This window comes from Allobosea sp. TAF32 (assembly GCF_052113585.1).
Classification (GTDB): Bacteria; Pseudomonadota; Alphaproteobacteria; order Rhizobiales; family Beijerinckiaceae; genus Allobosea.
The window spans coordinates 644377-657550 of sequence record NZ_JBFRDM010000001.1 but is presented as its reverse complement, the minus strand read 5'-3'; the positions used below and the strand labels follow the sequence as shown (position 1 = coordinate 657550).

Annotated in this window: 9 protein-coding genes; 4 read left to right on the top strand and 5 right to left on the bottom strand. The window is 67.2% G+C overall.

The genetic code is table 11. The features are described 5' to 3' along the window. Nucleotides 1-13: 13 nt before the first annotated feature. Both AB4Z16_RS02935 and AB4Z16_RS02930 read right to left on the bottom strand, forming a co-directional pair. The gene (locus AB4Z16_RS02935; RefSeq protein WP_441509814.1) at nucleotides 14-2299 is read right to left on the bottom strand and encodes an NADP-dependent malic enzyme; all 2286 of its coding nucleotides are present in this window, start codon (nucleotides 2297-2299) and stop codon (nucleotides 14-16) included. 129 nt (nucleotides 2300-2428) lie between these two features. Continuing rightward, the gene (locus tag AB4Z16_RS02930; protein ID WP_441509813.1) at nucleotides 2429-4255 is read right to left on the bottom strand and encodes a methyl-accepting chemotaxis protein; all 1827 of its coding nucleotides are present in this window, start codon (nucleotides 4253-4255) and stop codon (nucleotides 2429-2431) included. A 103-nt stretch (nucleotides 4256-4358) separates the two neighbouring features. On the opposite strand from AB4Z16_RS02930, the gene mutS reads away from it, so the two are divergent. Then, nucleotides 4359-7082, top strand: a complete 2724-nt coding sequence (gene mutS, locus AB4Z16_RS02925) for a DNA mismatch repair protein MutS (protein ID WP_441509812.1) — start codon at nucleotides 4359-4361, stop codon at nucleotides 7080-7082. A 9-nt stretch (nucleotides 7083-7091) separates the two neighbouring features. On the opposite strand, the gene AB4Z16_RS02920 is transcribed toward mutS, so the two are convergent. From AB4Z16_RS02920 to AB4Z16_RS02910, 3 genes are all read right to left on the bottom strand, one after another. Further along, nucleotides 7092-7946, bottom strand: coding sequence for a C40 family peptidase (locus AB4Z16_RS02920; protein ID WP_441509811.1), 855 nt, complete (start codon nucleotides 7944-7946; stop codon nucleotides 7092-7094). A gap of 143 nt (nucleotides 7947-8089) precedes the next feature. Further along, nucleotides 8090-8443 carry a MarR family winged helix-turn-helix transcriptional regulator gene (locus AB4Z16_RS02915; RefSeq protein WP_441509810.1) on the bottom strand — a complete coding sequence of 118 codons (354 nt, stop codon included), beginning with the start codon at nucleotides 8441-8443 and terminating at the stop codon, nucleotides 8090-8092. A gap of 80 nt (nucleotides 8444-8523) precedes the next feature. Then, nucleotides 8524-9906 carry a leucyl aminopeptidase family protein gene (locus tag AB4Z16_RS02910; protein WP_441509809.1) on the bottom strand — a complete coding sequence of 461 codons (1383 nt, stop codon included), beginning with the start codon at nucleotides 9904-9906 and terminating at the stop codon, nucleotides 8524-8526. Nucleotides 9907-10032: 126 nt separating this feature from the next. Here AB4Z16_RS02910 and AB4Z16_RS02905 point away from each other — a divergent pair, with 126 nt between their 5' ends. From AB4Z16_RS02905 to AB4Z16_RS02895, 3 genes are all read left to right on the top strand, one after another. Then, nucleotides 10033-10923 carry a tetratricopeptide repeat protein gene (locus AB4Z16_RS02905; protein ID WP_441509808.1) on the top strand — a complete coding sequence of 297 codons (891 nt, stop codon included), beginning with the start codon at nucleotides 10033-10035 and terminating at the stop codon, nucleotides 10921-10923. A 279-nt stretch (nucleotides 10924-11202) separates the two neighbouring features. Further along, on the top strand, nucleotides 11203-12108 hold the full coding sequence (locus tag AB4Z16_RS02900; RefSeq protein ID WP_441509807.1) for a LysR family transcriptional regulator: 906 nt from the start codon (nucleotides 11203-11205) through the stop codon (nucleotides 12106-12108). A 508-nt stretch (nucleotides 12109-12616) separates the two neighbouring features. Beyond that, nucleotides 12617-13000, top strand: coding sequence for a RidA family protein (locus AB4Z16_RS02895; RefSeq protein ID WP_441509806.1), 384 nt, complete (start codon nucleotides 12617-12619; stop codon nucleotides 12998-13000). The last annotated feature ends 174 nt before the right edge of the window (nucleotides 13001-13174 follow it).

The following is a 13174-nucleotide window of genomic DNA, read 5'->3' as shown; positions in this document are numbered from 1 at the left end:
GGAGTTGCCGGCCTCAGCCGCCGATGTTGAAGGAGGCCAACGCCGCCATGTTGACGATGTCGGAATCCTTCGCGCCGAGCGGCACGATCTGCACGGGCTTGTCGAGGCCGACGATCAGCGGGCCGATCACGGTTGCGCCGCCGAGTTCCTGCAGCAGCTTTGTCGAGATCGAGGCCGAGTGGAAGGCCGGCATCACCAGCACGTTCGCCGGTCCCGACAGGCGGCAGAACGGATACTGGGTCATGATCTCGCGGTTGAGTGCGACATCTGCCGCCATCTCGCCATCATACTCGAAATCGACGCGCTGGCCGTCGAGGATCGCCACCGCCTCGCGCACCTTTTCGGAGCGCTCGCCGGCTGGATGTCCGAAGGTCGAGAAGGCGAGCATCGCCACCTTCGGCTCATAGCCGAGCCTGCGGCCGACGCCGGCTGCCTCGATCGCGATCTCGGAAAGCGCCAGAGCTGTCGGCATCTCGGTGATTGCGGTGTCGGCGACGAGGACGGTGCGGTCGCGCGAGATCACGATCGAGACACCGATCACGCGATGGCCGGGCTTCTCGTCGATGACGCGGCGAACCTCCTCCAGCGCGATCGAATAGTTGCGGGTCACGCCCGTCACCATCGCGTCGGCATCGCCGAGCGCCACCATCGCCGCGGCGAAATGGTTGCGGTCCTGGTTGATCAGGCGCTGGCAGTCGCGGAAGAGATAGCCCTGCCGTTGCAGCCGCTCATAGAGATACTGCGCATAGGCGCTGTTGCGGTGGGAGAGCCGGGCGTTCTGAATCGAGATGCCCTTGGCTTCGAGATCGACGCCGAGGAAGGTCGCGGTCTCGTAGATGCGCTCCTCGCGGCCGACGAGAATGGCCTGGCCCAGCTCCTGATTGACGAAGGACGCTGCGGCGCGGATGACCTGTTCCTCCTCGCCTTCGGCAAAGACGACGCGCTTCGGATAGCGCTTTACCCGCTCGAAGATGCGGTTGAGCGTGCCGGCGACCGGGTCGCGGCGGGCGGAGAGCTGGGCCTTGTAGGCGGTCATGTCGACGATCGGCTTGCCGGCGACGCCGGATTCCATTGCCGCCTTCGCCACCGCGGCCGGCACGACCTGGATCAGGCGCGGATCGAACGGCACGGGGATGATGTAGTCCTTGCCGTAGCGCGGCCGCGCGCCTTGATAGGCTGCGGCAACCTCGTCGGGCACGTCCTCGCGGGCGAGCATCGCCAGCGACTCCGCTGCAGCGATCTTCATCTCCATGTTGATCGTGGTCGCCCGCACGTCGAGCGCGCCGCGGAAGATGAAGGGGAAGCCGAGGACGTTGTTGACCTGGTTCGGATAATCCGAACGGCCGGTCGCCATGATCGCGTCGTCGCGGATCGCATGGACCTCCTCCGGCGTGATTTCCGGATCGGGATTGGCCATGGCGAAGATGATCGGGTTCGGCGCCATCGCGGCGACCATCTCCTTGGTCACCGCGCCCTTCTGGGACAGCCCGAAGAAGGCGTCCGCCCCTTCCAGCGCCTGCGCCAGTGTCCGCCGGTCGGTGATGGCGGCATGGGCCGACTTCCACTGGTTCATGCCCTCGGTGCGGCCCTGGTAGATCACGCCCTTGGTGTCGCAGAGGATGACGTTGTCGGGCTTGAAGCCCATTGCCTTCAGGAGCTCGATGCAGGCGATGGCGGCGGCGCCGGCGCCGTTGATGACGAGCTTGGTCGATGTGATGTCGCGTCCGGTCAGATCGAGCGCGTTGACCAGGCCGGCGGCGGCGATGATCGCGGTGCCGTGCTGGTCGTCGTGGAAGACCGGGATGTCCATCAATTCGCGCAGGCGCTGCTCGATGATGAAGCACTCGGGCGCCTTGATGTCCTCGAGGTTGATGCCGCCGAAGGACGGGCCGAGATACCGCACCGCATCGATGAACTTGTCCGGGTCCTCCGTGTCGACCTCGAGGTCGATCGAGTCGACGTCGGCGAAGCGCTTGAACAGGACGGATTTGCCCTCCATCACCGGCTTCGAGGCGAGTGCGCCGAGATTGCCGAGGCCGAGGATGGCGGTGCCGTTCGAGATCACCGCGACGAGGTTCGAACGGGTCGTGTAGTCATAGGCGCGCGACGGGTCCTCCGCGATCGCCAGCACCGGCACGGCCACGCCCGGCGAATAGGCCAGCGAGAGGTCCCGCTGTGTCGCCATCGGCTTCGTCGGGACGATCTCCAGCTTGCCGGGACGGCCCTGCGAGTGGAACAGCAGGGCTTCCTGGTCCGTGAAGGTCGGGCGCGTTCTCTTGGTCGTCGGGCGGTCGTTCATCGAAGAGTCTTTTCTTGAGCGTTTCCTCGGGGGAATCGACCATACGGCCGCGCCCCACGGGACCACAAGCCGTTATAGGCCCACAGAACTCTTGCCGGGCAACGGAGGAATGGCGGCGGCGTCGGAAGGCTACAGCCGGTTGCGCACGCTGCGGACGAAATCACCGACATAGCGGTCGAGCGCTTCCGCCTGCTCGTCGACCCTGCGGGCGGCATCCGCCACGCCAACTGCGGCATCCCCGGTGACGCGCACCTCGGTGCCGACCGTGCTGACATTGGCGGTGACGGCGTCGGCGCTAAGAGCTACCGCCTGCGCATCGGCGGCAATGGTCGAGACGATGTCGGCCTGCCGGCTGACGACGGAGGCGATCGCGCCGGACGTCTGCTCGATCATGGTCATCGTGCCTTCGATATGGGCCACGGCCTGGACGGCGGCCGCGGCAGCACCGCGGATGCCGGAGAGGGTTTCGGCGATGTCGCGCGTCGCCTTCTGCGTCTGTTCTGCGAGCGTCTTGACCTCGCCCGCCACGACGGCGAAGCCTCGCCCGGCGACACCTGCGCGCGCAGCCTCGATCGTGGCGTTCAGCGCCAGCAAATTGGTGCGGGCTGCGATCTCCTCGATGAAATCGAGCACCGCGCGCACCTTGTCGGCCGCCTCCGTCAACCCGGTGACGTCGCTTCGCGTGCTGCGGACATAGCTGGCGGCTGCGCGCACCGTCTCGTCGGCATGGCTGGTCTGGCGGGTGAGTTCCCGGATCGAGGCTTCGATCTCTTCCGCCGCGGTTGCGACGCTGCCGACCCGCTGCGATGCGCTTTCCGCCTCCCGGGTCACGCCTTCGGCACGCAGGGTCGTCGCGCTCGCGCTCTGCACCATCTGGCCGGCGGCGGCGCGCATGTCGCGCATCGAAACCCCGACATCGGCGAGCGCCTTGCCGACGGTGCGTTCGAGATTGCCGGCCAGTTCGTCGAGCGCGGTCTTGCGCAGCGTCTCGATTTCGGCGCGGCGCGCCTCCAGCGTCTTCTCGGCGGTGATGTCGAGCAGGATGCCGTCCCAGATGAATGTTCCATCTGCAAGCCGGCGCCGCGTCGACTCGCTGCGAAGCCAGACCGTGCCGCCATCTGGAGCATGATAGCGCCCCTCGAAACGCCAGACATGGTCGTCGCCCGGCGTCTCGCGGCGCCGATCCTCGAAGCGCGCGCGATCCTCGGCGAACATCTTGCCGAGCCAGACTTCCGGATCCTTTTCGGCATCTTTCCGCGCGATGCCCAGCGCCTTGTCGATGGAGAATGAGGCGAACTGGTAGGACAGTTTGCCGTCCGGCCTCAAAAGACATTGATAGAGCGTGCCGGGCGCCCGCTGGATCAGGGTCCGCAAGCGATAAGCCGTTTCGCGGCGGTCGTTGTCGTGGATGACGACGATGCCGGTGAGGATGATGCCGATCGTGCCCACCAGGATCATGGCTGGCACGGCCTCGCGCAGGAAGAGCTCTCCCGCATCCCCCGGAATGAAAGGGGCCGAGGCCAGCAGGCAGAGGGCATCGAGCGAACTCAGCAGGATAAGGTCGCGTGGCATCAGCGGGCGTCGGCGCCGCGCCAGCCAGGCCGAGAAGGCGATTCCGATCAGCATGCGTAGCACGATGCCGCCGATTCCGGTCGCCATGCCGACGCCGCCTGCCAGGAAGCGCGCGACGACCAGCGGAGTGGCCGTCGGGAGGGCCGCCCAGGGCCCGCCGATCGGCCCGGCCAGGATGGCGAAGGTATTGCGTGAATCGATCAGCAGGCCGGGCTGGATCTCGACAGGGTTCGCCATGCTGACAAGCGCGCCGCCGGCGAACAACAGGCTCACGGCGCAGGGCCGTAGCCAGCCCCGTCCGCTGAACCAGGGGGCGATCACCGTCAGCACGAGCCCGGCGAAGAGCAGGAAGAACAGGCTCTGGACGAGATTGATCAGCAGCAATGTCGAGACCTTCGGCCGATTCGGCCGATGGACCTTGCTTTCAATTGTTGAAAGCCGTCCTAACGGATGGTCTTGGCGCCGCTTTTTGCTAGCGTGCCGGCCGATGCGTCACAGTTCCCCCAGCGAAGCCACCCTTTCCGCCGCGCCGGCCGCTGCCGCCGAACGCGTCACGCCGATGATGGCGCAGTACGTCGAGATCAAGGCTGCCAATCCGGACTGCCTGCTCTTCTATCGCATGGGGGATTTCTACGAACTCTTCTTCAAGGACGCCGAGATCGCCTCGCGCACCCTCGGCATCGTGCTGACCAAGCGCGGCAAGCATCAGGGCGACGACATCCCGATGTGCGGCGTCCCGGTCGAGCGCGCCGACGACTATCTCCAGCGCCTGATCGCCGCCGGCCATCGCGTCGCCGTCTGCGAGCAGACCGAGGACCCGGCCGAGGCCAAGAAGCGCGGCGCCAAATCGGTGGTAAAGCGCGATGTGGTGCGCCTCGTCACCCCCGGCACCATCACCGAGGAGCGGCTGCTCGAGCCCGGCCGCGCGAGCCTGCTTGTCGCGGTCGCGCGCCGCAAGACGGGCGAGGCGGCCTCGCTCTACGGTCTCGCGGCGATCGACATCTCGACCGGTCGCTTCACGGTGATGGAGACGCCGCAGGAACGGCTCGCCATCGAGTTCTCGCGGCTGGAGCCGCGCGAGATCGTCTGCCCCGACGCGATCCATGATGATCCCGAACTCAAGGAGTTCTGGCGCGAGATCGCGGTGCCGGTGACGCCGCTCGCCCGCGACGGCCTCGATGCGGCCTCGGCCGAGCGGCGCCTGAAGGAGTTCTTCGGCGTCGCCACGCTGGACGCCTTCGGCGCCTTCAGCCGCGCCGAGATCGCGGCGGCCGGTGCAGCGCTCGCCTATGTCGAGCGCACTCAGCTTGGAGCGCGCCCACCCCTTTCCGCCCCGGTGCGCGATTCCGGTTCGGCGACGATGCTGATCGACGCCGCCACCCGCGCCAACCTCGAATTGACGCGCACCCTCGGCGGCGAGCGGCAGGGCAGCCTGCTCGCTACGATCGACCGCACGGTGACGCCGGGCGGCGCGCGCCTGCTCGCCGAGCGCCTCGCCGGCCCGTTGACCGATGCGGCGGCGATCGCGGCGCGTCACGACGCGGTTGAATTCCTGGTCGCGGACGGCGCCCTGCGCGAGGATCTGCAGCAGGCGCTGGAGAAGGTGCCGGACGTCGCCCGTGCGCTGGCGCGGCTCTCGCTCGATCGCGGCGGCCCGCGCGACCTCGCTGCGCTCGGCGCCGGGCTCGATGCCGCCCGCGCGATCGCCGCCTTGCTCGTCCGGCGCGGCGAGCTGCCGGCGGAGCTCTCCGGCGCGATGCAGGCGCTGGGCGAGAGCGATCCCGATCTGGCGGTTCGCCTTAACGCGACGCTGGCCGACGAGTTGCCGCTCAACCGCCGCGACGGCCGCTTCGTGCGCGAGGGTCATGATCCGGCGCTCGACGAGCTGCGCCTCCTCCAGATCGATTCGCGCAAGGTCATCGCGCAACTGCAGGCCCGCTACGCGAGCGAAACCGGCTGTCGCACGCTGCGCATCAAGCACAACGCCATGCTCGGCTACTTCGTCGAAGTGCCGCAGGCGATGGGCGAAGAGTTCCTCAGGGAGCCCTGGCGCGCGACCTTTGTGCATCGCCAGACCATGTCCGATGCGATGCGCTTCTCTTCGGTCGAGCTCGGCGAGCTCGAGGCCAAAATCGCCTCCGCGGCCGACCGGGCGCTCAAGCTCGAACTCGCCATCTTCGCCGGGCTCTGCGAAGCCGTGCTGGCCCAGGCCGAGCCGATCAAGGCCGCCGCGCTGGCATTGGCCGAACTCGACGTCGCCGCGGCCCTCGCCGATCTCGCCGCTCGCGAGGGCTGGAGCCGCCCGCAGATCGATGATGGCGTCGCCTTCACCATCGAGCGCGGCCGCCATCCGGTCGTCGAAGCCGCGCTCAAGCGGGACGGCAAGCCCTTCGTCGCCAACGATACCGAATTGTCGCCGCCCGGCACCGAGGCCAAGGGCGGGCGCATCTGCCTGATCACCGGCCCGAACATGGCCGGTAAATCGACTTTCCTGCGCCAGAACGCGCTGGTCGCGGTGCTCGCGCAGATGGGCTCCTTCGTGCCGGCGGCACGCGCCCATATCGGTATCGTCGACCGGCTATTCTCGCGCGTCGGCGCGGCCGACGATCTCGCCCGCGGCCGCTCGACCTTCATGGTCGAGATGGTCGAGACCGCCGCGATCCTGAATCAAGCCGGCCCGCGCGCGCTCGTCATCCTCGACGAGATCGGGCGGGGCACCGCGACCTTCGACGGTCTCTCCATCGCCTGGGCGGCGATCGAACATCTGCACGAGATCAACCGCTGCCGCAGCCTATTCGCCACCCATTACCATGAGCTGACCGCGCTCGGAGACCGGCTCGACCGGGTCGCCAACGCGACCGTCCGCGTCACCGAATGGAAGGGCGAGGTCGTCTTCCTGCACGAGGTCGTGCCGGGGGCGGCCGACCGCTCCTACGGCATCCAGGTCGCCAAACTCGCCGGCCTGCCGCCGGCCGTGGTCGAGCGAGCCCGCGCCATCCTCGGCGAATTGGAGAAGACCGAGCGCGAGAAGCCGGTCGCCTCGCTGGTCGATGATCTCCCGCTCTTCGCCGCGCCATCGCGACGCCCGGCGCCGGTTTCTGTCGAGAACGAGCCGGATAGCCTGCGCGAGGCGCTGATCGGGATCGACCCCGACGAGATGACGCCGCGCGAGGCGCTGGAGGTGCTCTACCGGCTGAAAGGTTTGGCCTGAGTTTCTGTTCTAGCCCAGCCGCTTGATGCTTGTGATCGCGCCGAAGCTCTTCGTCAGGATGCGGTCGCGCGCTTCCCGCAGCGGCTCGCGATGGACCGTCATCGTGTAGCCGTTGGCATGCAGCAGCGTATCCGGGTCGGTCAGGATGCCGACATGGCCCTTCCAGAAGACCAGGTCGCCGCGCCTAAGCCCGGATAGGCTCTCATCGAAGGGAACGGGGCTGCCGAGTGCGGCTTCCAGCATATCTGAATCGCGCGGCGAGGCGATGCCGGCAGCAGTGAGCGCAAGCTGTGTCAGCCCCGAGCAGTCGAGGCCCAGGCTCGTCTTGCCACCCCAGAGATAGGGTACGCCGAGGAAACGTTCGGCGACCGCGACGAAATCGGCTTCGAAGCGGTCGGCGGGGACGAGGTGCTTCAGGAAGACGTGCCCGCCATCGGCGAGGATGGCGAAGTCGCCCTTGGTCTCCAGCACGGCGACGCCTGCATTCAGCGAAAGCGACGCAAGCGGCGGCAGTTTGATCGAGGGGCCGGGATAGACGAAGGTCCTGAGCGCCGCGACGCGGTGCGTCGGCGCCGGTTGGTCGGGGCGCAGTGCGTCGTCGGGCAGGTAGCCGACATAGCCGTCCGTGGCGAGCTGGACCCAGGCCCAGCCCTCTTCGCGCTCGTAGACATCAACAAGTTCGCCCGCGAGCGCCTCGGTATCGAGCGCGGCGTCAGGGCGCGGCTCACGTCGCAGCGGCGCCGAGGGAACAACGACGCGCATTGGCTGCGCATCGGCGAAGCGAGCGGCCTCGACCTTCCCCGCGAGATGGCGGGCGGCGAGATCGGGGCGGAAGGCATGGATGCGGCGGTCGAGAATCGTCATGGACGCAATCTAGAGCATCGTGCCGAAAAGTGGATCCGGTTTTCGGCGGAAAACGACGCGGCAACAAAGGGCTACGGTATCGGACCCGATTCAGGAATCAGGTCCAATACCGTAGCGCGGCGAGGCGTGGGCAGGGAGAGCCGTCAGCTGCCGCCGATCTCCTTCGCGTGCTCGGTGACGAGGTCGGCCAGTCTTTCGACCGCGAGCGCACCGGCGACAGTGCGTTGGATTACGACGTTGCGGCGGTCAGCCTCGTCGCGCTTGCGCGTCAGCAGTCCGAGCTTGCCGAGCGTATCGAGCGCGCGGGTGATGACCGGCTTGGTCACGCCGAGCTGCTTCGCCAGCCCCCGCACCGTATGCGGCGGCAGCTCGAGATAGACCGTGAGCAGGATCGCCGTCTGGCGCGCCGAGAGGTCGGCTTCGCTGTCCCGCACCAGATCGAGATGGACCTGCCGCCACAGTCTGAGCGCCTGCGAAGGCTTGATCTCGAGGGGCATGAAGGCACGGTTCCCGATCGTTACGGAGCCGTATCATTATCCCAAGGTCGTGATGGCGCAATCGCCTTCGGCGATCAGCCTTAACCGGTTGGATAGAGCTGCTTCACCAGCGCATGGATCAGCCGCGCACCCTGGCATTCGCCGCCCTCGGGCCGTCCCGGCTTGGGCGACGGGTTCCAGCCGTAGATGTCGAAATGCGCATAGGATTCCGTCTTCTCGACAAAGCGGTTGAGGAAGAGCGCTGCCGTCACCGAGCCGGCCATGCCGCCGCTGGAGACATGGTTCACATCGGCGATCTTGGAATCGAGCAGGCCGTCATAGGGCCGCCAGAGCGGCATGCGCCAGACCGGGTCGTTTACGGCCATACCGATCCGGGCGAGCTCGGCAGCGAGGCCTTCGTCATGGGTGTAGAAGGGCGGCAGCTCGGGGCCGAGCGCAGTGCGTGCCGCGCCGGTCAGCGTGGCGAAATCGATGAGCAGCTCCGGCATCTCCTCATCGGCGAGCGTCAGGGCATCGGCCAGGATCAGCCGGCCTTCGGCGTCGGTATTGCCGATCTCGACCGAGAGGCCCTTGCGACTTGCCAGCACATCGCCGGGCCGGAAGGCATTGCCTGAAACTGCATTCTCGACCGCCGGAACCAGCAGCCGCAGCCGCACCGGCAGTTTCGCGAGCATGATCATCCGCGCCGCTGCGATCGCGGCTGCCGCGCCGCCCATGTCCTTCTTCATCAGCAGCATCGAGGCGTCGGGCTTGAGGTTGAGCCCGCCCGTGTCGAAGGCGACGCCCTTGCCGACCAGCGTGACCTTGGGATGGGCCGGATCACCCCAGACCAGATCGACGAGCCGCGGTGCCCGCGTCGAAGCACGGCCGACCGCATGGATCATCGGGAAGTTCCGGGTGATCAGGTCGTCCCCGACGATGCTGGTGATCGTCGCGCCGCATTCGGCGGCGAGCCCGCGGATCGCCGCCTCGATTTCGCCCGGCCCCAGCGCATTGGCCGGCGTGTTGATGAGATCGCGCGCCAGTGCGGCCGATTCAGCGATCAGGCTGATCTCCTGGCCGTGGACGCCGTCCGGCAGCGACAGGCGCGCCCGCGGCGGCTTCGGCTTGCGGTAGCGGTCGAAACGATAGCCCTGCAGCAGCCAGCCGAGCGCGGCGAGCCCCGGATCGTCGATCTCGCCTTCCAGCGCATAGTCGCCCGCCGGCAGCAGGGCTGCCAGCCGCGCCGGCCCGAAAGGATCGCGCTGCCGCCGCGCGGTTTCGACACCAAGGAGAACGGCCGCGAGTGTCCCCTGCGAATCCGGAAGGAGGCAATGCTGGCCGGCACCGGCCGCGAAGCCCTGGGCGAGCGCGAAATTGCGATGGGTGGGGGAAAGCCGCGTCTGCAAGGCCGGCCAGCTCTCGGCAGAAACCGCGTGAATCGGAACGGCGGTGTCGGAGGTGGGGATCAGAAGACTGTTCACGGGTCGGTCGATCGGTTCTGGGACAGCGGCGGCTGCCGGAATTAAGGATGCATTAGGGTTAACGTTTTATCACCGAACCACCAGAGGAACCCAGTCAGACGACGTTGTCGCGAGGCGATCCGGCCCATGATTCGAACGAAGCTCGCCTCCGACCTGCCGGCCTTCCGTGCTCGCCGACTTGGATTGACGATCGCGATCTGTCTCGGTGCGCTGGCCCTGGCGGGTTGCCAGAGCCGTGGCGGCCTCGGGGATGTCACGGGGTCCATCTCCCGCAGCCCGGCGGCGCAGCCGCGCACCGCGGCCGAATGGCAGGCCGAGCGCGAGAACTGGGCGAAACGCTATGAGGCCAATCCGAAGGATCGCAACGCCGCCTTCGCCTATGCCCGGGCGCTCCGGGCTCTCGATCAGAATGCGCAGGCGCTGGCCGTGCTCCAGAGTGCCGTCCTGACTTTCCAGGACGATCGCGAGCTGCTGGGCGCCTATGGCCGCTCGCTCGCCGATAACGGGCGGTTTCGGGAAGCGGACGACGTGCTCTCCCGTGCCCATTCGCCGGAGCGGCCGGATTGGCGCATTCTCTCGGCGCAGGGCACGGTCGCCGACCAGCTGGGGGAGCATGAGAGGGCCCAGCAGATCTATCAGGCGGCTCTGAAGCTCGCCCCGGGCGAGCCGACGGTCATGTCCAATTACGGCCTGTCGCTCGCCTTGTCCCGACATCTGCCGGAAGCGGAGCGCGTTCTCGCCGAGGCGGCGGCCTCGCAGGGCGCCGATGCGCGCGTGCGCCAGAACCTGGTGCTCGTGCTCGGGCTTCAGGGCCGCTTTGCCGAAGCCGAAGCCATGGCCCGGCGCGACCAGAGTCCGGCGGAAGCCGCCGCGACGATCGCCTATCTCAAGCGGAGCGTCAGCCAGCAGAACAGCTGGGACCTGCTCAAGGGCGCGAAGGGCAAGCAGCAACCCGCCGCCAAGCCTCCGCTGGCCCGGGCGCCCGATGGCTCGGCCGATACGGATCGCCGTAGCTGAGGCCGAGCTGACGAAGCTTCCGCCGGTTCCCCTCGGCCGTATCGGCAAGCGTCGTGCATTGTCCCGGCCGGATGCGGGCATTGGCATCCCGGCAAAGCAGGCATTCAGGCCAATTGCCGAAGCCAGTTCGCCAGGCTGCCGTCATCTGGCTCTATCGACGGCGATGCGCACAGATGCGCCAGGCGATGCCGATGACCAGCGTTTGGCAGGGGTGGGGGCGGCTTGTGGACCCGATGCCCATGTGGGAAGGTGGCTGAACGACGCCCCCACCGAATGCCCATGAACATCACGCTGAAGCAGATCAGGGCGTTTCTCGAGATTGCCAGGCTAAACAGCTTCACGCGCGCCAGCGATCGGCTGAATACGACGCAATCGTCGCTTTCCGTGCTGATCCGCGAATTGGAGGCCGAACTCGGGACGCGTCTCCTGGATCGCACCACCCGCAAGGTCGAGATTACAGAGGCCGGCCGCGAATTCGCTCCCTTCGCGGAACGGATGCTCATGGAGCTTGAGAACGGCTTCACGGCGACCCGCGAACTTGCTGCTCGCAAGAAGGGGCGGTTGAGCCTCGCTGCCTCTCCGCTGGCGGCGGCTGCGCTGCTTCCGAAGATCATCGCGAGCTTCCGTAGCCTCTATCCGGGGATCAGCGTCGCCATCGAGGAGATTTCGCCCGAATTGCTGTCGTCCAGGGTGGCCGGCGGCCTGTTCGACTGCGGCATTGGCGTTTTCGACACGATGGATGACGGTTTGACCGCCATCTCCGCCTTCAGCGAGCGCCTGATGCTGATGTGCCCCCGCAATCACCCTCTGGCGGCGGAGCAGGAGGTCGAATGGCGGCAATTGGCCGATCACGACTTCATCTCTGTCAACCCGGACAACGCGGCGCGCCGGCGCATCGATCGCTATCTCGCGCTCGCCGGAGTCGAGATTCGCCCGGCCTTCGAGGTCAGGAACATGACCACGACGCTCGGCCTCGTAGCGGCCCAGATGGGCGTGGCGACCTGGCCGTCCTGGGCGGCGACGTTGGCAAGCGCCTATGATCTGGTGCTTCGCCCGCTGGTGCGGCCCGAGGCCTTTCATACGGTCTCGATCGTGATGTCGAAGGAACGGGCACCGTCGCCGGCGGTCGAGGCCTTCATCGATGTCGTCAGGGAGCAAGGCAAAGCCCTGATCGACCAGTCCTGAGGCGTCGCCGGCATGCCGCAGGCCGTCAAGGCGCGTTCGCAACCGGGAACCCGACATGGAATGCCACTCCGGGACCGGCATGGGTTGAGCCGCGGGGGGCGGGATGGCGTCACGTCCGCGCGGGATGAGGTGCCCCGAGCCGGCTCCAGGCCGGCGCACGACAGGCGTGGGTCGGTAACGCAGAGCCGTATGCCCGCGATCGCCAGAGCTCCATCCCATCCGGCGATTGATCGTGGAAGCCGATGCATTGAGCTGAAATCAGTATTTCCCCTGGCGGCCGGCCGCTGAGCATAATGCCCCCAAGAATAAAGATTTGGAGCGGCCGATACCGGGCATGGGCCGGTCTCTATTCGCTGTTCTGGAATGATATCGGCTTTTCTACTGTATCCTAAAAACAACGCCGAGGGTGAAGAAGATGAAATTTCGGGAACACGTCAGGCCTGCATCCGTAGTCTTGGCGTTTGCGGCCGCCGTCTCCGCTTGCTGCGCCGCCTATGCACGGGAGTATTTGCCGCTCCCCAAGGAATTTGCCGGAAGAAGCTATTCCCCCGGCGTCGTCACGCATGGCGGCAAGCAGGTCTGGCTGGCGGGCGTGACCACGCTGCAGGACGAGCAGGGCAAGTCCCTGGCCGGCGATGTCGAGGGCCAGACCCGCTTCATCTTCCGTGAGATCGAGCGCCAGCTCGCAAAAGCGGGTGGCAAGCTCGAGGATGTCGTCACGATGACGGTCTACCTCACCGATGCGCGCAACGGCGCCCAGTTCCAAGCGGTTCGCAAGGAAGTGTTCCCGAAGAATCCTCCGGCGAGCGCGCAGATCACCGTGTCGGCCCTGGCCGTTCCCGGCTTCCTGATCGAGGTCCAGTGCGTCGCGGTGGTCGGCGACGAGAAGTAGCCGCCTGACGCCGGTGGGCGAGGGCTCAGCTGCCGTAGCCCACCGGCCTCCTCTTGGCGGAAGGCGCGTCGCCGGCCTCTGCCGGCCTGCATTCGCGCCGCCCGGCAAGCCGTTGTTCCGGCCGCGACGACCGGTCCTCAGATCCATCACGCATCGGCCGTTCGATAGGCGGCC